The organism is Gimesia algae (assembly GCF_007746795.1).
Taxonomy (GTDB): Bacteria; Planctomycetota; Planctomycetia; order Planctomycetales; family Planctomycetaceae; genus Gimesia; species Gimesia algae.
The window spans coordinates 6,794,321-6,815,095 of sequence record NZ_CP036343.1 but is presented as its reverse complement, the minus strand read 5'-3'; the positions used below and the strand labels follow the sequence as shown (position 1 = coordinate 6,815,095).

General features: G+C 54.7%; 19 protein-coding genes and 3 pseudogenes. 18 read left to right on the top strand and 4 right to left on the bottom strand.

Features of this window, described 5'->3' with window-relative positions; genetic code table 11:
- Together Pan161_RS31135 and Pan161_RS25705 are read right to left on the bottom strand one after the other, a co-directional pair.
- Positions 1-257 (bottom strand): annotated as a pseudogene (locus Pan161_RS31135) (IS3 family transposase); the annotation flags it as partial.
- Between the two features lie 225 nt (positions 258-482).
- The gene (locus Pan161_RS25705; protein WP_145231590.1) at positions 483-1,487 is read right to left on the bottom strand and encodes an IS110 family RNA-guided transposase; all 1,005 of its coding nucleotides are present in this window, start codon (positions 1,485-1,487) and stop codon (positions 483-485) included.
- Positions 1,488-1,583: 96 nt separating this feature from the next.
- Here Pan161_RS25705 and Pan161_RS25700 point away from each other — a divergent pair, with 96 nt between their 5' ends.
- From Pan161_RS25700 to Pan161_RS31480, 3 genes are all read left to right on the top strand, one after another.
- A complete protein-coding gene (locus Pan161_RS25700) occupies positions 1,584-1,898 on the top strand; it encodes a transposase (RefSeq protein ID WP_145231615.1) in 315 nt (104 codons plus the stop codon).
- A 143-nt stretch (positions 1,899-2,041) separates the two neighbouring features.
- Positions 2,042-2,449 carry a hypothetical protein gene (locus Pan161_RS25695; protein WP_145228525.1) on the top strand — a complete coding sequence of 136 codons (408 nt, stop codon included), beginning with the start codon at positions 2,042-2,044 and terminating at the stop codon, positions 2,447-2,449.
- A 345-nt stretch (positions 2,450-2,794) separates the two neighbouring features.
- Positions 2,795-2,938 (top strand): Wadjet anti-phage system protein JetD domain-containing protein, encoded by a 144-nt coding sequence (locus tag Pan161_RS31480; protein WP_197995524.1) that lies wholly within the window; start codon positions 2,795-2,797, stop codon positions 2,936-2,938.
- 351 nt (positions 2,939-3,289) lie between these two features.
- Here the strand turns inward: Pan161_RS31480 and Pan161_RS25680 are convergent.
- Positions 3,290-4,736 (bottom strand): annotated as a pseudogene (locus tag Pan161_RS25680) (ISNCY family transposase).
- A 743-nt stretch (positions 4,737-5,479) separates the two neighbouring features.
- On the opposite strand from Pan161_RS25680, the gene Pan161_RS25675 reads away from it, so the two are divergent.
- From Pan161_RS25675 to Pan161_RS25610, 15 genes and pseudogenes are all read left to right on the top strand, one after another.
- Positions 5,480-5,863: a transposase family protein gene (locus tag Pan161_RS25675; RefSeq protein ID WP_145231613.1), complete on the top strand. Its 384-nt coding sequence runs from the start codon at positions 5,480-5,482 to the stop codon at positions 5,861-5,863.
- A 2-nt stretch (positions 5,864-5,865) separates the two neighbouring features.
- On the top strand, positions 5,866-6,360 hold the full coding sequence (locus Pan161_RS25670) for a transposase (protein ID WP_145231612.1): 495 nt from the start codon (positions 5,866-5,868) through the stop codon (positions 6,358-6,360).
- 3 nt (positions 6,361-6,363) lie between these two features.
- On the top strand, positions 6,364-6,990 hold the full coding sequence (locus Pan161_RS31545; RefSeq protein ID WP_145231611.1) for a helix-turn-helix domain-containing protein: 627 nt from the start codon (positions 6,364-6,366) through the stop codon (positions 6,988-6,990).
- Positions 6,991-7,151: 161 nt separating this feature from the next.
- Positions 7,152-7,355 (top strand): annotated as a pseudogene (locus Pan161_RS31125) (DUF6444 domain-containing protein); the annotation flags it as partial.
- A gap of 382 nt (positions 7,356-7,737) precedes the next feature.
- Positions 7,738-8,088 (top strand): carboxymuconolactone decarboxylase family protein, encoded by a 351-nt coding sequence (locus tag Pan161_RS25660; RefSeq protein WP_145231610.1) that lies wholly within the window; start codon positions 7,738-7,740, stop codon positions 8,086-8,088.
- A 1-nt stretch (position 8,089) separates the two neighbouring features.
- Positions 8,090-9,142 (top strand): thiamine pyrophosphate-dependent enzyme, encoded by a 1,053-nt coding sequence (locus Pan161_RS25655; protein WP_145231609.1) that lies wholly within the window; start codon positions 8,090-8,092, stop codon positions 9,140-9,142.
- Between the two features lie 14 nt (positions 9,143-9,156).
- Positions 9,157-10,161 carry an alpha-ketoacid dehydrogenase subunit beta gene (locus Pan161_RS25650; RefSeq protein ID WP_145231608.1) on the top strand — a complete coding sequence of 335 codons (1,005 nt, stop codon included), beginning with the start codon at positions 9,157-9,159 and terminating at the stop codon, positions 10,159-10,161.
- Entirely contained in the window at positions 10,158-11,357 is a 1,200-nt protein-coding gene (locus Pan161_RS25645) for a dihydrolipoamide acetyltransferase family protein (protein ID WP_145231607.1), read from the top strand. Before Pan161_RS25650 ends, Pan161_RS25645 begins: the two co-directional genes overlap by 4 nt.
- A gap of 56 nt (positions 11,358-11,413) precedes the next feature.
- Positions 11,414-12,328, top strand: coding sequence for a bifunctional enoyl-CoA hydratase/phosphate acetyltransferase (locus tag Pan161_RS25640; protein ID WP_145231606.1), 915 nt, complete (start codon positions 11,414-11,416; stop codon positions 12,326-12,328).
- Positions 12,321-13,538 carry an acetate/propionate family kinase gene (locus Pan161_RS25635; RefSeq protein ID WP_145231605.1) on the top strand — a complete coding sequence of 406 codons (1,218 nt, stop codon included), beginning with the start codon at positions 12,321-12,323 and terminating at the stop codon, positions 13,536-13,538. Before Pan161_RS25640 ends, Pan161_RS25635 begins: the two co-directional genes overlap by 8 nt.
- On the top strand, positions 13,535-14,836 hold the full coding sequence (gene eno / locus Pan161_RS25630) for a phosphopyruvate hydratase (RefSeq protein WP_145231604.1): 1,302 nt from the start codon (positions 13,535-13,537) through the stop codon (positions 14,834-14,836). Before Pan161_RS25635 ends, eno begins: the two co-directional genes overlap by 4 nt.
- 33 nt (positions 14,837-14,869) lie before the next feature.
- On the top strand, positions 14,870-17,299 hold the full coding sequence (gene ppsA, locus Pan161_RS25625) for a phosphoenolpyruvate synthase (RefSeq protein WP_145232905.1): 2,430 nt from the start codon (positions 14,870-14,872) through the stop codon (positions 17,297-17,299).
- A 190-nt stretch (positions 17,300-17,489) separates the two neighbouring features.
- Complete coding sequence (locus Pan161_RS25620; RefSeq protein ID WP_145231603.1) at positions 17,490-17,876, top strand: lactate/malate family dehydrogenase; 387 nt, start codon at positions 17,490-17,492, stop codon at positions 17,874-17,876.
- A 280-nt stretch (positions 17,877-18,156) separates the two neighbouring features.
- A complete protein-coding gene (locus Pan161_RS25615; RefSeq protein ID WP_145231602.1) occupies positions 18,157-18,813 on the top strand; it encodes a peroxiredoxin in 657 nt (218 codons plus the stop codon).
- 453 nt (positions 18,814-19,266) lie between these two features.
- Entirely contained in the window at positions 19,267-19,791 is a 525-nt protein-coding gene (locus Pan161_RS25610) for a cytochrome-c peroxidase (protein WP_145231601.1), read from the top strand.
- A gap of 211 nt (positions 19,792-20,002) precedes the next feature.
- Here Pan161_RS25610 and Pan161_RS25605 read toward each other — a convergent pair whose 3' ends face one another.
- Positions 20,003-20,746, bottom strand: coding sequence for a transposase (locus Pan161_RS25605; RefSeq protein ID WP_197995522.1), 744 nt, complete (start codon positions 20,744-20,746; stop codon positions 20,003-20,005).
- Between the last annotated feature and the right edge of the window lie 29 nt (positions 20,747-20,775).

The window sequence follows — 20,775 nt, the reverse complement described above, 5'->3', positions numbered from 1 at the left end:
CCGCTCGTCTCGAACGCTTTTGTAACGGTGGCTGGCACGTGGAAACCGTAAAGCACGACAAGCTCGGCGTTCACTGATTTCATAAGCGTGCTGCAGCCGTTTCACCACTGTTCGACGACGATCAGACCTCATACCTTTCCCTGGACGACATCCTGCAACATTTTCTTATCCAGGCTGAGATCGGCTACAAGTTGTTTCAGTTTTTTATTTTCTTCCTCGAGTTGCTTCAGACGGCGTAATTCAGCAACTCCCATCCCGGCACCCATGACTTACGCCGTGTCAAGCCTCCGTTTCAATTGTTTTCTCGATTTTAAATTTACGCGGATATAGGCACCCATTCGCGCCGTCCGGCTGAACGCCGTCGCGCAGATTACAATTCAATCAGTGAGCCGCCCATTCACGTCACCGGTGCAGAGTATTCCTCACCAGCCCCCTTCGCGGGCCGAACTCACTGCTTTCGCGTAAATTATCTCTTCTCTCTTTCAAACCGGTTGTACTGAATGCTCAGTCTGCCAACGGAATAATCGTTTCCAGGAAATCTCCGCGAGTTTGCAAGCTACAGCAACCCGGGCTTTCTTGGCTCCAGATCGTTTACGAATTCGGGTATAAAACCTTTTCAAGGGAACATCGCGCCGAATCACGTGAATCGCTACTTCGGTCAGAACCCAACGTAACCAGGGAGGTCCTTGCCTGGTAATGGAGCCATAATAACAGTGACCTCCCGATTGATTCACTTTCGATGTCAATCCTGCATAAGCCCCTACTTGTTTTGCAGAGCGAAATCGTTCGACTTCCCCCAGTTCGGCGACAATGACCAGAGCAGTATACAGTCCGATTCCGTGAATATTGAGTAATGCTTCTACCTGAGGAAAGGATACTTGTAGTTCTTCCAGTTGCTGATCGATCACGTTAATTTGCTCTGTAAAGTGATCAAGCCGAGTGATTAGCTCATCACGGATCAGATTGTCAATGGACGAAAACGATTGATCCCGGAACCATTTGATTCCTCGAGGACCAAAAGGGATTCGATAGGGGGCGTCCTGGTTATTACGCGCCAATAATGCGCGTAAACCAATCTTGATCTGAGCTCTGTCACGAGCTAGTCCGGCGCGGTGGCGTGTGATTTCTCTCAGTTGCTGATAATCGTCTGGGGGAATATAGGAGAGTGGGATCTGGTTAATCCGTAACAGATTCACCAGGAGTTGACAGTCCAGGCGATCTGTTTTGGCTCGTCGTTGAATCATCAAGCGTAATTTTGCAGGATGAGCCAACAGAATGGTTCCTTCCTCAGAGAGTAATTTATAAAGCCAGCGATAGGTCGCAGTAGACTCGACAACCGCCCGGAAAGGTTTGAGTGGTTGTAGAAAATCGAGAATCGCATTTGTGTTCAGACACTCAATTGTCACAGGAGAGACAACTTCTCCAGAATCATTGACCGCCGACATGACAACCGTCCTCCGATGAAGATCGATACCAATGTGCCACATGGATTTACCTCCTTTGTAGAATGTTCAGATCTTGGATAACTGGAACACTCATTATAACGTTTCAGGGAAGAGGCTTGACACGGCGGTCATAGTATCATGTCAGCGAAATACTGGCGGAAGGTGCTGCTGCCGGTGATCGAACGGTATCGGCATTTGGACATTCCGAAGTTCTTCCACGGCGATACGGCGTTCGCCATTCCAGCGCTGTATCGTGTGCTGGAGAAAGCAGGCTATCGTTACGTCGTTCGCCTCAAAGCCAACGCCGTATTGGAGCGGGAAATCTCGCATTTGCTCACCCGTCATGATGGCATTTTCACGGCGCTGCTGTTACAATTGAGCGAGCAAGAACAGACCACATTGCAGAACAGTGTCAGCGTGATTCGCACTGGAATCGACTCGTTTCTGTCGTGAGGTGATCTTATCGTAGTGATAGAAAACAAGGGTTAACGAAACTGCAACACAATCACTCTCAATGTTACACGCCGTCGTACAGTGTGACGGCTGGTTTGTGTTATGTACCGTGAACGATACTTTCAATCCCAGGGAGAAAAGTAATGAGTACCGAACAAGAACATCTCGCCATGCATCAGGACCATCGTCAGGCGCAGAGCGAACATGCCAGTTGGCTGGACGACATCGGCGTTTGGAGAGCGGAGCATAAAAAGGCCCTCGCAGTACTTGTGCAAGCGCAGGCTTACATCCTTCAGCACGATGTCGTCCTGGAAGATCACTACCTGGAAATCAATCGGCATGAGATGCACGTCCAACATCACGAGCACGAGATCGCACGACACGAGGCGACCGGCGAAAACTCTGAGCATAAGACACTAATCACCGAGCATCAGGAATTTGATGTCCTGCACCAGAAAACGCGTGAAGCTCACAAGCATCTGGCTGAACATCACCGAAAATCCATGGCTGAGATCAACCGCCTGATAAAAGAGTTGAGCAAAGCCATATAAACAGGTCAGGTTCCGAAGTGGCTATCCATGCAGTCGAATAACTCAGGGGACAACAAAAGAGGACGCAGTCAATAGTATTCGGCACGGCGGTTGCTGTTGAGTTAGCGAGTGTGAATTGTGACCGAAGTGGGGGCGATTGGTGAGTCGCTGAGGGGGGAATCAATGGCTTCAGGCGGACTTGGCTCTCCTTAGCGCGCAGCGAATAGCTTGGGTGCATATACGCACGTATATTTCACCACCGCTTGAACGTGGAATTGCAATCCGTGGCGATGGGAATGCTGGCAGTCGTCTGGAAAATCTGTCCTGGCTGAAAGAGAATCATATACTTTACTGGGGGGCATAGACGTGGACGGGTTTCTAGTTTTGTCTCAATTGCGGAATTTCTTCCCACAGGTACAGAACATCATGATGGATCAAAAGACTCTGCTCAGCCATGAAACTGAGATCGTCAGTAGGAATGGAACAATGCATCCCATGCCTGCAACTTGACAGAGAGCGAAGTAATAGCTTTTGAATACTGTCTGCAAAATAATGCTCGACTTGAGCAAGAAAAGATTTTGCAGACATTCGTCGAACAGACGCTGCTACAAATAGCTTCAGAAACTATTCATTGAATTAGAAAACTATTCAATCGATTCTCTGATAGCTAGTGGGTGTCCCGAAAGTGGGTTCGTACGGAATTTTACGTGGTAACGCGGTGGTAGTGGATCGTGGAGATTGTTGCTATCGGATCTCCGCTTGCTGCGTTCGGATGATTTTGGCGGGGATTTCGACTTCATCAGACAATGCCGCGCGTACGTTCTTCCCTGGTTTCCCTCTCTCGTATTGATCGCGACTGTCTCAGGCCGCTTTGCGGCGACTGTGAGCGGCGGCCGCGTTTTGATTCTCCCGGGCGATGAGCATCCGACCGAGCGTGTGCAGGTTTCGCCCCAGAATGCCCAGTTGCAGGTAGCGTTCAAAACCGATCTCCGAACGGTCGCGACATCGCGTTCCCGCTCTGCAACGCTCCGATCATTGATTCCACTCCCGAATGATTCTGCTGAGATGATCGAAACTCGTCATCGGTCTGTTGAACCGCCGACTGCTTGACGCCGGTTCTGGGAAGACACAGGTGATCGACAAGCTCGGCGAGTTCCCTCTGGTTGTCGGGAGAATGAAATCCACGGTCGAATGACAGACGCTTCACGCGGTTTTGAAAGTCATTTTGAAAAGACTTCGTCTCACGGACTGCCACTTGTTTGTCGCCTTCATCGCGTTTCATCAAAACGGCGCGCACAATGAAGCCAGCCGCATCTTCGAATACCAGAACCTGACGACCAAACTGTATCGGCTGACCGGCCTTGCCACGTTTGTAAAGCTGAGTATGCGGCTCGAAAATACTGAAGAGCTTGTCGCTGTTGGCAACTGTTTCGCCGTGGATGATACGTCGCCGGGTCGTGTCCGCGACTTGCTCTGTGCGTACGATCAACGCCTGCAGAGTGTTCGGCCCGAACAGGTCGGCGATCTCCGGCAGCCGCTGACCCGTGACCAGGCAGAGGTCGCGCGCACGCTGCGTCAAGACGGCCGCTTTCTGCAGGAGTTCGCGGTAAAGCGGCTGGAGTCGCGTTTTGTAGAGGGGACCTTTCTTTGTCGCAATGCGATTGATGTCTCGATTGAGTTGTTTGATTTTTTTCAAGAGGTGAGCATACTGACGCCATCCGTCCACGCCGTGTGCTTCGGCCAGCCTCACGCACTGAGGAATGATTTTCCGCAGCCCGTCGTACAGCAAACTGCTTTCCGTAGGATAATGAATGTTCGTTTCCATCACGAACGAATCGGCCCGCACCTTTTCGATGGCAGCGGGATCAAACGCGTGTCCTGCACTGACGATGGCCTGGTTGATGCGTGCAATGGTCTCCGGTTGCAGGAGTCGAATGTTGTTGCGGATGGTTCGCCATTTGAAGGGCCTGTCATCTCAGTCGCCGACTCCCATGATGGCGCGCAGCTTGCGGTGATTTTCAGCAAGATCCTGCAGCTGATCATAGGTGAAGTTGCAGCCCAGTCGCACGGCTGCCAGCACACAGATATGCCAGTATTCCATCCCCGTTCGACCTGTGTCGGTGCGACTATCGCTGTTGACATCGTCGGCGATCCACTGCAGTATTTCATCGACAAGCCTGCGGTCCAAATACAGGAACTGCAGTGCGCGAAGAATGGGAACGATGCGGTCCCGTGATTCCAGATTTAACTCTACCTGTTCGATCGGAACGCTGTCCAGTCGCAGCTGATTCGAGTATGATTTTCTCATCCTTGGCTCCTCGAAGATTGAATTTGTTGATCCCGTTTTACTGGTCTTTTCAACAAGTAATACGAATCAATGCCTCATCTTCGAGGAGCGTTCTCACAATTTCACGCTATTATTTACGAACCAAAACACTTTCGGATCAGACACTAGCTACCAGAAGTTTCTCGACAAGGAATACTTCCGGCCTGAGACCGAGCAGATTACGCCATGGGGCCGAACACAGGTTCGGCAAACCAAGAATCTCTGCAAACATTACGCGGACATCCTGCTAACAAAGCTCGACGCTGATGCCGTCAGCGAATTGATCGCCTACTAGAGGCGTCGACCGTGCAAGATTGGAACAAAAGAGCCGATGACTGCGAAGTCTGCCTGAAACTACCTTGGGACACTGATGCGGTTCTTAAAATGGCTCGACAGGTCAAGCCAGTACGATTGGAATAAACCGTTCGCCTTGAGCGACATGGATACGAGGATTCGTCGCTTGCAGTAAATAATGGTGCCAAGCTGAGACCATCCCGGTCAAAAGCGAAGTAAAAACCGCTTGTTATCTATGTTGTGTGTAACGCAGAACGTTCTGTTCTGCAAAAAACCTCAGTGTTCCACCCACTGAACATTTCAATTCCAGGTGGGGCCACTTTCAACGCGCAAGTGGTCCCCTTTTGCGGTTCTCCCGCACTTTTGATGATCTGAGAGTCTGATAATCCGTATAATTCGGGGGTTTGTTCCTGAATAACGGAGTAGTAAGGATGTCTGATTTCATTGTGTTCCCCAAAATTCATGGATTGAAAATTCAACGGATGGTCCAAGATGAAAATCATTTACTGATTTACCTTCAAGCGGTCAATTCACAGGATTGTTGCCCTGAATGCCAACAAAATTCTCACCGTATCCACAGTCGATACACGCATTTGCCGGGTGACCTCCCTTGCTTTGGTCAAAAGACACAGCTCATTCTCCAGGTCCGACGATTCGTCTGTATTAATCAAAGCTGCAAACGCAAAATCTTTACAGAACGTTTCACTGATTTGATTCAGCCTCATGCGAGAACAACTATCCGACTTTCTAAGGTCCAGCAACAGATAGGGTTACTGCTGGGGGAGAGCCGGGAAAACAGCTCTCCAGATTTTTAGGAATGCCCTGCAGTGCGGAAACTCTTCTAAGACGGATTCGTGCCAGTTCCCGACCAGATGACTCATCCGTTCGGGTGTTGGGAGTAGACGACTGGGCCATGCGACGTGGACAACGCTATGGAACGATTTTGTGTGATCTGGAAAAACGTCAGGTCATTGATTTATTTCCAGACCGTACTTCAAATACCCTGGCAGGCTGGTTGGTTTCACATCCTGGAGTGGAAATTATCAGCCGTGATCGTGGGGGAGAATATGCCAAAGGAGCGGCTCAAGGCGCTCCACAGGCAATCCAGGTCGCAGACCGCTGGCATCTGTTAAAAAATGCCCGCGAAACTTTACAAAAAGTCATTGACCGCCATCAGAAGCAAGTTCGTGAGAGTGTCAAACTGCTTGCTGAGCGTGAATCTCAGTTATCCTCAAATCAGCCACTTGATTCTATGCAACCCAGCAATTCTTCCACTACCCCCAACACTGAGAATATCAGTCGCAATAAATAACGGATGATGTATGAACAGATTTGTGAACTTCATCAGAGTGGGATGTCCATTCGTAAAATCGCCAGTCAGCTTCGAGCCGGTCGGAGAACTGTGCGACGCTATTTAAGCGCTGACACTTTTCCAGAACGGGCAAAACGATCCGGGACAAGTTGTCTTGATCCTTACCTGGATGAATTGAAATCAATGTGGGATGCAGGAGTGACCAGGGCAACCGTTTTGTGGAAACGGTTGAAAGCGCTGGGATTCGAAGGTTCTTATTCCGTCGTGAATCGAAAGGTTGCGTTCTGGAGAAAGAATCTGCAAACTTCGGGAGATGGAAAAAGAATACTACATAATGGGCAGTCAGTGCCACAGCCCTCTTCAATGTGTCTTTCCTGGCTACTTTGGAAACCCACCGATGAACTGGCGCGTAACGAGAAAAAACTGGTGATAGAACTTTTGCGGACACCGATGATTTTTCAAGCCACAAAATTGATTCATGAATTTCAAACATTCATTCAGCAGCAAAACAGTGCCGGTTGGGACAATTGGTTGGAACGAGCCTGTTCTGAAAATGCTCCCATTGATATTCGTCGTTTCGGAAAGAGTTTAAAACGAGATGAAGAGGCTGTAAAAGCAGCGATGGAGTAATGGCCAGGCGGAAGGTCAGGTCAATCGTCTGAAAATGGTCAAACGACAGATGTATGGGAGGGCGAGCTTTGATTTACTGCGAGCCCGGTTCCTGAATAACGCTTAATCATCAAAAGTGCGGGAGAACCCGCTTTTGCACGCACATCTCCAAGCGCGAGGCTGCCGAACTCAAGACGCGTCTGAACCAGAATTCCTCCAACTCCTCGAATCCGTCCTCGTCCGACCCGCCGTCGGTCAAGCGTGCGCTGCCGAAACGTCCCACCGGCAAGAAGCGTGGTGGGCAGTCGGGTCACAAGCCGCACCACCGCGACTTGGTGCCGCCGGAGAAGGTCAACGAGTCGTTCGACATCAAACCCGAAGTGTGCCACGTGGCGCATTCGGACCACGTTTGCAGGCCGTGCTGAGTCTGTTGGCCGGAGTCGGGCTGCTCGGGAGCCCAATTCGGCCCAAAGCTAGTCACCGGCGAGGGATTTCGAGCCCGATTCCCAAGATATTTTGGTTTTCTTGCGGGGGGGCAAGAAAACCGTTGCATCGCCGCGCATCTCAGCTACACTTAGGGATGTGTGGATTGGGAGGGTTGACCGGCGTGGTCAGGCCTTGAGCGGGTACCAACCACGTTGATCTACGCGGGTTCGCCGTGGGAGGGATCGAAGAGGGTCTGTTACATGCCATTGGATTCGCGCTGCGGAGTGACGTGCTGCGAAGAGGAGTAACAAACCAGGATAGGCGTGGTAGGAGAAAGACATAATGGGTGAAATGAGAGACAAGCTGAAGGAAGTTGCCGATCTTACACATCGGCTTAAGGAGAAGTACCCGACCGAAATCAATGCCTTTATGTCCTTTATGAATAAGGCAGAGGCCGGCCCGGCGCTCAGTAGTCGGGAGAAGGAGTTGATCAACGTGGGGATATCTGTGGCCGGACAGTGTGAATGGTGCATTGCCGTGCACGTGAAGCATGCGATCAAGGCCGGGGCAAGTCGCGATGAAATAGTCGAAGCCGGCTTCATGGCCGTGGTGATGCACGGCGGGCCCGCGTTGATGTATCTCGTTCCGTTGATGAACGCTTTAGACGAGTTCCTGCCGGAAGAGGACGCCTGACATGGATCGCGATACCCTGCGAGCATTTCTGCGCGATATGCTGCTGGCCCGTGCCTTCGAGGAGGCAGCCGCGGAACAGTACACGAAGGGCAACATCGCGGGCTTTCTGCATTTGTACCCCGGCGAGGAAGCGGTGGCCGTTGGAGTGATCCATGCGACGGAACCATCTGACTATGTCGTTAGCACTTATCGCGAACACGTTCATGCCCTCGTTCGCGGCACGCCGCCTCGACAGGTGATGGCCGAATTGTTCGGCCGTCGTGACGGGATTAGTCGGGGAATGGGCGGATCGATGCACTTGTTCGATCGCGAGCGTCGGTTCATGGGTGGTTATGCGATTGTGGGTGAAACCTACCCTGTGGCCATCGGCGTCGGCTACGCGATCGCGATGCGCGGCTTGCCCGAGGTGGCGATCTGTTTCTTTGGCGATGGCGCGGTGAATCAAGGTACCTTCCACGAGTCGCTGAACATGGCCGCACTGTGGCGATTGCCTGTGCTATTTGTCTGTGAGAATAATCATTATCAAATCGGCACGGAAATACATCGTCATTCGGCAGTGACTGAAGTTTTTAGGCGAGCCGCAGCGTATGACATCCCCGCTGAGCGCGTGGACGGCATGGATGTGTTTAAGGTACACGAGGTAACGAGCAGGATGCTGCGAGAGATTCGAACTGGTGGTGGGCCGCGCTTGGTTGAATGCGAAACTTACCGCTTACGCGGCCACTCGATGGCCGACCCCGGAAGCTATCGTCCCCAAATCGAGGTGAGGGCCTACGCATCGACGGATCCCGTCTCGATGGCTGTTCGCGAAACCGTGCCAGCATATCCCAGCCACGAGCAGCTGACCGTTGTAGGAAAAGACGCGATTCACCACGCCACCGAACACGGGTTGGGTGCCGGACACCTGGATTCGGCGGAGGTGGATGGTATTAAGAGTGAGGTTCAGCAATTGGTGCAGGAGGCGGTCGAATTCGCGCAACAAAGTCCTGATCCGGAAATGGCTGACGCCTGGCAATGTTTGCATGTTAATCGGCGCAATGAGTCTCTGACGTAGAGCGTGGGGATCGTATGGCGAAGGAAGACATTTTCTACTGGCAGGCCCTCAATCGGGCTTTGGACGCCGAGATGGCGGGGGATGACTCCGTGTTCATACTGGGAGAAGACGTCGGTCTCTATGGCGGATCTTACCGGGTGACCGAAGGACTGTATGCCAAGTATGGACCGTTGCGGGTACGCGATACGCCAATCTCCGAAACCAGTTTCACAGGACTGGGCGTTGGCGCCGCGATGACGGGCATGCGGCCTGTTGTGGAGATCATGACCATCAACTTCGCTCTGCTCGCGCTGGATCCCTTAGTCAACATGGCCGCCAAAATCCCTTTTATGTCAGGCGGCCAATTCCCTATGCCATTGGTGGTCCGGATGCCCGGCGGTGTTGCGAAACAACTTGGCGCCCAGCATTCGCAGCGATTGGAGCATACGCTGATGAACGTACCGGGCCTGCGCATTGCAGTTCCCGCAACTCCGCAGGACGCCTATTGGCAACTCCGGCAGGCGATTGCTAGTGACGATCCGATCATCTTGATCGAACACGATCTGTTGTACTTCAGTAAGGGAGCACTGGACGTCGAAGCCGTTCCTCTGCCAATGCATCGCGCCGCGGTTTGCCGAGCCGGCCGAGACGTCACGCTGGTCAGCTACTCGCGCAACGTCGAACTGTGCTTGCGCGCGGCGCAGCAATTGGCGGATGAGAGAATTGAGGCGGAAGTCATCGATCTGCGTAGCCTGAGCCCCATCGACTGGGAGACCTGCGTAACTTCGGTCGAGAAGACGCACCGGTTAATCGTTGTTGAAGAGGACTGCCGATTCGCTGGAGCCGGGGCCGAAGTCGCGGCGACGTTAAGTGAACGCTGTTTCTTTAGTCTCGATGCTCCCGCAAAGCGAGTAGCCGCGCTCGATATCCCGACGCCATTCAACGGTTCGCTTGAGTCGGCCAGCATACCTACGGTGAAAGACGTCATCAGCGCTGCACAACAGTTGTGCTCGGTGGCGGATCCTGGAGTCAAACCATGAAACAAGCCGTCCCCATGCCAGCATTGTCGGACACAATGGCCACGGGCCGCCTGGTTCGGTGGCTCAAGCAATCAGGCGACCCCGTCAAGCGTGGCGACGTACTGGCCGAAGTCGAAACGGACAAAGCCGTGCTGGAAGTCGAATCATTTGTCGACGGGTTCCTTGCCGGTCCGCTGGCGCCCATCGAAACGGACATCCCGGTGCGACAAACGATTGGCTACCTGATCGATTCAGCCGAGGAGGTGGTTACGCCATCCGTTTCCGAAGAGGAAACCGAGCCAAAGACGCCACCGGTTGAGCCTGCTGTCGAAAGGGCGCGGCCTGCAAAGCATCCGGCAACCCCTTCAACAACTGCTCCCCGTGCAGCCACTTCACCGAGTTCACCGAGCATCACGCCAAGAACACTTACCGATACGAACCGCCGGCCCGCATCTCCATATGCCCGTATGCTCGCCGCTGATCTTGGCATCGATCTGGCTGATGTGGTCCCGGGTGCTGGTGGAACGATCCATGCAGCCGAGGTGCTAGCGACTGCGCTCCAACCTCGGTCACCGGATCTGCATTTTGCCCCGCCCTATCAGATCGAGCCGCTTTCCCCGATGCACCGCGCCGTTGCGGACAGCATGACCGCGACACGGGGCACACCGACTTTCAGGGTAACCGCCCGCATTCCGCTGGACGCGATACAGGCCACTTCCAAAGAAACGAAAACCTCTCTCACGCTTCTATTGGCACGGGCTTGTGCCCTGACCGTGAAGGAGTTTCCGCGGTTTAATGCCTGCCATACTCCCGGTGGTTTGGCGATCCGCGACAGGGTCGACGTGGGTATCGCAGTTGACTTCGAAGGTGGACTGCTCACCCCAGTGTTGCGAGACGCGGCCAATCGGCCGTTGGAGGAACTCGCCGAAGATTGGAGAATTCTGCGTGACAAAGTGAGACGCCGCCGTGTCGTGCCAGAGGACTACCAGGGTGCAACTTTTTACGTCTCCAATCTGGGCACCTTTTCTTTCGTCCACAGCTTCGAGGCGATCGTGCCTTTGGGTGCCGCCGCCATCCTGGCCATCGGCGCGGACGATGGAACGGCAACTACATTCACCATGAGTTGTGATCACCGTGTCGTTTTCGGAGCCGATTCGGCGCGTTTTCTTGAGGCATTGGCTGGGCGATTGGGAAATCCAGGTAGTTGGTTGGGTTGAAATCGAGACGCAATGCCGGTGCAGCCCACCGGCTGAAATACAAATGGCCACAGATCATGAGCGACAAACTCCAAAAGCTGATTGAGCGAGCAACGCAGTTTCCGCCGTTGTCGATGGCCGTGGTGGATGTGGGCGAGCGGCATGTCATGGAGGGGGTGGCTCAAGCACTGGAGCGGGGCTTGATCGAACCGGTGTTCGTTGGCATTCGGCAACGGATCGAACAGACCGCCGAGCAGGTAGGTGTGCGTTTGGATGGTTATCGCATCGTCGAAGCGATCCATGAAGAAGATGCGGCGCGACAGGGAGTGGAACTGGCCGCTGCAGGCGAGGTCACCGGTCTGATGAAGGGCTGGCTGCACACGGACGTGCTAATCCACCCGGTACTGGCTCGGCTTCGCACCGAGCGTCGGCTGAGCCACGTGTTTGTCGTTGAATTGGCGTCGTATCACAAGCTGTTATTCGTGACGGATGCCGCCATCAATATCGAGCCCGCTTTGAGCCAAAAAGCCGCCATTGTTCAGAACGCGGTTGATCTAGCTCGCGTGCTGGGGGTTTCACAGCCGAAAGTGGCGGCATTGTCCGCGGTTGAAGTGGTGAAGCCTGAGATCGCTTCCACGGTCGAGGCGGCCTGTTTGAGCAAGATGGCACAGCGGGGACAGATTCGCCACGCACTAGTTGATGGTCCGTTGGCTTTCGACAATGCAATCTCGCGGGAGGCCGCCGAAACCAAGCAGATCGAAAGTGACGTGGCGGGCGACGTCGACATTCTGCTGGCGCCCGATATGAACTCCGGAAATATCCTGGCCAAGGACCTGGAGTACTTGGCCGGTGCCGTGCTGGCCGGTGTCGTGATCGGAGCCAAGGTGCCGATCGTCTTGCCATCCCGATCCGATCCGCCCGCCGCGAGGCTGGCATCGGTGGCCGTCGCGTCGATCATGCACCAGTGTTGGACGGAAGTCGCCAATGAATGATCAAGCCGCGACCGAGTCGCAACACATCCTATGCATTAACGCTGGCTCCTCGTCGTTGAAGCTGGCGCTGTACGAATTGGGAGACGAACGCGAACGATTGCTCATTGACGGTACGGTCGAAGAAATCTCCGCCGCGCAAGGACGCTTGTGCTTGCGCGTTGCGAACCGGCTAGAACAAGTCGAGTTGGAGCGATTCCCGAACCATAAACTCGCTCTGGATGTTCTGTTAAAACGATTTGCCGAACACAATATGGCGCAACCCGATGCCGCCGGCCATCTCGTGGTTCACGGCGGATCCGACTATCAAGACCCGGTGCTGATCACGCCCACGGTGTTGGAACGGATTCGCAAGCTGACTCACTTGGCGCCCTTGCACCTGCCCGCCAAACTCGCGGGCATCGACGCTCTTTCGGCTCGTCTGCCAAACTTGCCACAAGTCGCCTGTTTCGATACAGCTTTTCATAGCCGGATGCCTGATGTTGCCAAGCGGTTACCCCTGGCCGACTCATTCTGGGACGAAGGAGTGCGCCGCTACGGCTTTCACGGACTTTCCTACAAATATGTGCTTGGCGAGTTAACCGACAGGGAGATCGGGCGGACGATCATTGCACATCTCGGCAATGGCGTCAGTTTGACCGCCATCCGCGATGGCATACCGCTCGATACCACGATGGGCTTTACGCCGACCGGTGGAGTGATGATGGGTTCGCGAAGCGGCGACCTCGATCCCGGCGTGCTGGTTTATCTGATTCGCGAGTACGGGTACGATGCCATCGAACGTCTGGTCAATCACGAAGCCGGATTGCAGGGTGTTTCGGGCGTGACTTCGAACATGGAAAATCTCCTCGATTCGTCACAAGACTTGCAGTGTAGGGAGGCCGTTGAATTATTTGTTTACCAGATTCACAAGGCCATTGGAGGATTGTCGGCTGTCTTGAGCGGGCTCGACACACTGGTCTTTACCGGCGGCATCGGCGAGCACGCCGCGCCCGTGCGAGCCATGATCTGTGAAGGATTGGAACATCTTGGCGTGCGTTTTGACCCGGCATGCAATCGACGTCACGAGCATTGCATTTCGGTAGCCAATGCCGAGTGCCGTGTATTGGTGGTCCCGACAAACGAGCATCTGATGATCGCCCGTCACACGAAGTCCGTGCTGGAACAAGCGTCGCAAGAAAATCGGACTCAACCGAAAGCGGAAAAGATATGAGCAGTACCATCAGCACGTTACTCGCCCGCGAGATTCTCGACTCGCGCGGCAATCCGACGGTAGAAGTGGAATGCCAGCTCGCTGGTGGCGCGTGGGCCAGGGCGGCCGTCCCGTCAGGCGCTTCGACCGGCAGCCGAGAAGCGATCGAGCTACGTGACGGCGACCCGCAGCGGTATCGCGGGAAAGGTGTATTGAACGCCGTCGCTGCCGTCAACGATTCGATCGCGCCGGTCGTCATTGGGATGGATGCCGCCGATCAGGAAGCGATCGACCAGAGGATGATCGAGTTGGACGGAACCGAGAATAAGTCTCGATTGGGAGCGAATGCGATCCTCGGAGCTTCTTTGGTGGTGGCCCGCGCTGCCGCCGTGGCGAAAAACATCCCGCTCTATCGGTCCCTGGGTGGCGATTCGACCATGCGTTTGCCAGTCCCCCATATGAACATTCTGAACGGCGGCGTGCATGCGCATTGGCAAGGCGCGGACTTTCAGGAATTCATGATCGCTCCCTACGGTGCCGCAAGTTTTCAGCAGGCGCTCGAGTGGGGAAGCGAGGTCTACCATTGCCTGCTCGACTTGTTGGAAGAAAAGGGCATGTCGGTGGGAGTGGGCGATGAGGGCGGCTTTGCTCCGCACGTCAAGTCCAACGAAGAGCCGTTCGAGTTGATTGTCGAGGCGATCTCGAGAGCTGGCCTTCAACCGGGAAAGGATATGGGAATCGCTTGTGATCCGGCGTCCAGCGAGTTCTTCGAGAACGGCTGTTATCACTTGCGTCGCGAAGAGCGCCACCTGGAACCGGAAGAGATGGTGGCCTATTACGAAAAACTGACCATGGCGTATCCGCTCGTGTTGCTCGAAGATGGCATGAGCCAGGACGACTGGCCAGGGTGGAAGCAACTGAATGCTGCCTTGGGCGAGCAAATCGAGCTCGTCGGGGACGATGTCTTCTGCACCAATCCGAAACTGATTGCGCGCGGCATTGAAGAGCAAATCGCCAATGCCGTGCTGATCAAGCTCAATCAGATCGGCACCGTCACCGAGACGATCTCCGCGGTGCGCTTGGCCCAGGATCACGGCTGGGGCACATTCGTTTCGCATCGCAGTGGCGAAACGGTGGATAGCTTCATCGCCGACTTGACCGTTGCCATGGATGCTGGCCACCTGAAATCCGGCGCGCCGGCGCGCGGTGAACGGGTGGAAAAATACAACCAGTTGTTACGCATCGAGGAGCAACTGGGCGATGCTGCCCACTATGCGGGACGCCAAGCTTACGTGCGACCGCCGGCCGTGGATCAATAACGAACAACGACACCAACCTATGGAGACCAGATGATGACTGACAGCAAACGATACGTCCGATTTTTTAACGAATTAACCATCGACGATGTCCCGTTGGTGGGCGGCAAAAACGCGTCGCTGGGCGAAATGTATCGCGAGCTGACGCCGCAGGGTGTGAAAGTTCCCAATGGTTTTGCGATTACGGCCGAAGCCTATCGCGATATGCTGGCCGCCGTCGGTGCATGGGACGCTTTGCACGACGCGATGGATGACCTGAATCCAGATGATATGAGCGATTTGGCGCGCCGAGGCGCGCGGGCGCGGTCGATCATCTACGGTACGCCGTTGCCCGATGGAATCCGAAATCAGATGCTCGATGCTTACCACGCTCTACGCAGTGAATATGGCGAGGATATGAGTCTGGCTATCCGCAGTTCAGCCACCGCCGAAGACCTGCCCACCGCCAGCTTCGCCGGCCAGCAGGACACGTACCTGAATATCAAGGGTGAAGCCGAATACATGGATGCCTGTAAACGCTGCTTCGCCAGCTTGTTCACCGACCGGGCGATTCACTACCGCGTCGATCAGGGCTTCGATCATTTCAAAGTGGCCCTTTCGGTCGGTGTGATGAAGATGATCCGATCGGACCTTGCCGCCTCGGGTGTCATGTTCTCGTTGGATACCGAAACCGGATTTCGTGACGTCGCGTTCATTACGGGTGCCTACGGTTTGGGAGAAAACGTTGTCCAGGGTGCCGTCGATCCGGACGAGTTTTACGTGCATAAACCGACGTTCGAGCAAGGCCATCGCGCTGTGTTGCGACGCACGCTCGGCAGCAAGAAGATCAAGATGATTTACGCCAAGGGCCGCACACGCGAATCGACTCGCAACGTGCCGACGTCGGCCGAAGAACAAGCCCGGTTTTGCATCAGCGACGACGAGGTGCTGAAGTTGGCCGAATACGCGATCAAGGTTGAGATGCATTACAGTGAGAAGGCCGGCTACGACAAACCGATGGACATGGAATGGGCCAAGGACGGTCTGGACGGCGAACTGTACATGGTGCAGGCTCGGCCCGAGACGGTCGCTTCGCAAAAGAAGGACACCGTGCTGGAAGAGTACGAACTGACCGGTAAGCCCGAGACCACACTGGCCGAAGGCCGGGCCGTCGGTGGCAAGATCTCTACCGGCAAGGCACGCATAATTTCCGACGTCGCGCATCTTGCCGATTTCCAGGAAGGCGAAGTGCTGGTTGCCGACACGACCACGCCCGACTGGGAACCGGTGATGAAAAACGCGGCGGCCATCGTCACCAATCGCGGCGGGCGGACGTGCCACGCGGCGATCATCTCGCGCGAGTTGGGCATCCCCGCCGTGGTTGGTGCGGGGGACGCGACGGTTCAGATTCCTACCGGTGATGTGGTCACCGTGTCCTGCGCCGAAGGTGATGTCGGCCGTGTGTATGCCGGCGAGGTGCCCTTTGAGGTGATTGAAACCGATCTGGCAGGTTTGCGGCGTCCGGCAACTGAAATCATGATCAACCTCGGTAACCCGGAACTTGCTTTCAAGACAAGCTTTCTACCCAACGATGGTGTGGGTCTGGCCCGGATGGAGTTCATTATCAATGAATACATCAAGGCCCATCCCATGGCGCTGCTGCACCCGGAGCGTATCGAAGAGGCCGATGAGCGAGCGGAGATCGAACACCTGACTCGCTACTACGACAGTCCAGCGGAATTCTTCATTCAAAGACTCTCCGAAGGAGTCGGCACCATTGCCGCCGCTTTCTATCCCAGGCCGGTTGTGGTCCGGATGTCGGACTTCAAAACGAATGAGTACGCTTCGCTGCTGGGCGGACGTTGGTTTGAACCTGAAGAGGACAACCCGATGCTAGGCTTCCGCGGTGCGTCTCGTTACGCACACCCGGCTTACGCCGAAGGTTTTTCCCTGGAATGCGCCGCCATGCAGCGCGTGCGTGACGGGATGGGCCTGACCAACGTGAAGCTGATGATCCCCTTCTGTCGTCGAGTGAACGAAGGCGAAACCGTGTTGGCCACGATGGCCGAACACGGTTTGGTGCGCGGTGAGAGTGGACTCGAAATATACGTGATGTGCGAGATTCCCAACAACGTCGTGCAAATCGATGCGTTCGCCAAACTGTTCGACGGGTTTTCGATCGGCTCGAATGATCTGACACAATTGACGTTAGGGGTCGACCGCGATTCGGAAATCGTCGCCTTCGATTTCGACGAGCGAGACGCGGGTGTCAAAGAAATGATTCGCCTGGCGGTGGAAGGCTGTCGCCGTAACGAACGCCACAGCGGCCTGTGTGGCCAGGCGCCGTCCGATTACCCCGAAATGGCCGAGTTCCTGGTCGAGCTTGGCATCGACTCGATGAGTCTCAACCCGGACACGGTGCTGAAGACGACCCAGCACGTGCTGGCGGTGGAAAAAAGACTCGGCCGTGAACCCCGTTCCGATTGAGTCGGCAAGGAAGCAAATGTATCTCGAATCCTCGACCATGCCGTTTCCCGACCCCACGGCCGATCTGACCGACATTGCCGCAGCTTGTCACGCGGCAGTCGAGTCCTGTCACGGGAGAATTGAGCGGAGATACGCAACGTCGCGGAATTGCAACGACGATTAGTGAATAAATCCCGAACGGAGCTGTTCGATGAAAGTTGGAATTGTTGGCAGCGGACTGGTTGGATCGACGGCAGCCTACGCGATGGTGTTGCAGGGAGTGGGACGCGAAATCGTGCTGGTCGATCGCAACCAGCCGCGTGCCGAAGCAGAAGCCAACGACATCCTGCATGCGGTGCCGTTCGCCAACCCGCTGACCGTCGTCAGCGGAGACTATGCGCACCTGGCCGGTTGCCGCGCGGTCGTTCTAGCTGCCGGAGTGTCACAGCAGCCCGGAGAATCTCGGTTGGACCTGTTGAGCCGCAACGCGGCCGTCTTTCGCGAGGTCGTGCCGCAGTCTCTGAGCGACAGTGAACAAGCCGCGCTGTACGCCAGCGCCGGCGTGATTCGCGCGGCGATCGATTCACTATCTGCATGATCGGCTTATTCTGCCAGACATTTGGAGATCAAGCATTGCAAGCTTAAAGCTGCCTAGTTGAAGAGCACCCCAACCCCTAATGCTCAATGACTGAGCACTGCTTTAACCACAGTCGCGTGAAAACAAGGCAGTCCTCATCTTCACAAATCACCTCTAGATCGCCCAATTTAGTGTGATTTTCGCTGGCAGCGCACTATCTCCAAATGTGTTATTCTGCTACAATATCTGATCTGACATAAAAACGCGCGTGCATATTCCACACATTCAAAAGGACCAGTCGATGTCGGACACAAGAGAATCGATGCCGTTGCTCGGAGATGCGTTTCCCAAACTTGATGTTCAGACCACGCACGGCCGGATGTGTTTACCGGACGACATGCAGGGATCGTGGTTCGTGCTGTTCAGTCATCCTGGCGACTTTACACCCGTCTGCACGACCGAGTTCTTCGCTTTTCAGAAACGACACGCTGAATTCGAAAAGCTGGGGTGCCGGCTGATTGGCCTGTCGGTGGACCAGGTCTTTTGTCACATTAAGTGGATCGAATGGATCAGGGAGAATCTGGACATAAAAATTCAGTTTCCCGTGATCGCCGCCAACGACACCATCGCCAACACGCTCGGCATGCTGCATCCGGAGAAAGGGACCAACACCGTGCGGGCCGTCTTCATCGTCGACGCCCAGGGCATCGTGCGCGTCGTGCTGTATTATCCGCAGGAGATTGGCCGCAACATCGACGAGGTTCTGCGGTCGGTGCGGGCCCTGCAAATCTCGGACGCCCAGGGCGCGATGCCCGCCGATTGGCCGAAAAACGAACTGATCGGCGACCAGGTTATCGTGCCGCCAGCCAGCGATCAGGAAACCGCGGAGAAACGACTGGATGAATACCAGGGCTACGACTGGTGGTTTTGCTACAAACCGCTAGAAGAGTCTCATTAAGTGGGCTAACCAATAAGGAGAAGCACGATGAAGAGTGTACTTTCGTGTGTTTTTGTGCCCTGCTCTGCTTGCTTGGGTGCACCCGTGAGGGGACAAGCCCCGCTGCAGAAAACCCCTAGATGACTCATCGTCTGCGATACACGTCGTCAAGAAGCCGGTAGTTGAGCAGGCGGACGGCGATGCGGCCATTAAGGCGAAACGGCGAAAGGTCAAGCTCGAGTCGCCTGATCTCACGACAGGGATCGCGGGGCAGGGTCCGCTCGAAATTGCAGAGATCTGGGCTTGGCTTGAGAACACCACAAATCACGAGCCGCTCGATATTGATTTTCCGATGTGGCTCGAACCTAGTGCGGGACAGGCGATGGACCTCTAGAAACGTCCTTTAACACGTGCCAAAATTGAGCTGGGACGTCAGCTCTTCTTTGACATGCGGCTATACGACTATCACACGCGATGGGAAGCTTTCAAGGACTCGACGACGAAGATCTGCAAGACGATCCGGCATTGGCCGCCGACTACCGACAGGTTAAGTCAGACGCGGACGCGCATCCGATGGCCGAAAGCGACAAGCGGGGAGAGTACCTTTTCTTCGGCAATAAGGCATGGTACAGTGCATGTCACAACGGCGTGAACTTTACAGACGAGCTGTATCACAACGCTGGTATTGGGTTGGCAACCGAAGCCCCCGATCTCGGCCGCTACAGCGTGACCAAGAAACCGAAAGACTGGGGTGCCTTCAAGACACCGACGATCCGCGACTCTGTCTATACTGCGCCTTACATGCACGACGGCAGTCTCGCAACGCTCGAGGACGTAGTCAATTGGTACGCTCAAGAAGGGTACGCAAACCGCAATCTGGACTACCGCTACAAGCGAATTGAAAAACTGACCGAGCAGGATAAGAAGGACCTGGTCGAGTTTATTAAGGCTTGCACTGGACTGCTTCCAAAGGTTGAGACCGGATGGCTCCCAGAATAACGTGAGATCCGACATGCCGACCTTAAAGGCGAGACTTATTTTAATTGCCTTACCAAAGCCCATGAAAGGAAACAAATGAGTACCGAACAAGAACATCTTTCCATGCACCGGGAGCACCGTCTGGCACAAAGCGAACACGCCAGTTGGCTGGACGATATCGGTCGCTGGCGGGCGCAGCATAAGAAAGCACTAGCGGCGCTAGTAACTCCGCTTACAAATAATTTCCCACCAAGGCGAATTGTTGCCATTGTTTCCTGGTTTTCCTGAGTTCTCTCCAGGTGCGTGGGCGTTCGATCTGCTGTTGCTTCTTCGTGTGGTATCCGGCGTAGGTCCAGCGCATGGGACGGGCCATGTGCTGGTTGAAGTATTCAATGAACTGCTGCAGTTTTTCGATCAGGTCCTGTTTGGAAGTGAAGCTGCCTCGACGCAGTGCCCGTCGTTTAATGATGCCGAACACGATTTCGATCTGGTTCAACCAGGAACTGTGCTTGGGCAGATAAACAAAGCGGATGCGATGCGTTGGATCGGTCAGAAACTCACGCCGACTGGTCATTGTTTTCAACACGCCGTGCCGTTTTACTTTTCCCAGATGGGCCGGATTGATTCCCAGTTGCTGCGCTACCAATTCGACGAGTGGCGCACCACAGTGCGTGTTTAAATTGTCGACAACAAACACCCAGCCTGCCTGTGGATCAGTGGCGATCGTCTGCGCGATGTGACGGGCAAAATCATGATTGTCCCGTGTTTCGGTGATCGTCGTGGCAAAGAGTTGACCTTGTACCACATGCCAGTTGGCAGTCACGCACACAGCACCATGACGGGTATACTGAAACTCTTCCCTGGCCGGTTGACCGGGACGTGGCGGTTTTGTCTCAGCCCGGCGTTCGTTAGCCTGCAGGCTAGAGGGTATCCGAAAACTAAGAAAAGTGTGAACAGTCTGGTCTGAGATTTGCATGATTCTGTTCTCTGAAAGGAGGCTTTATC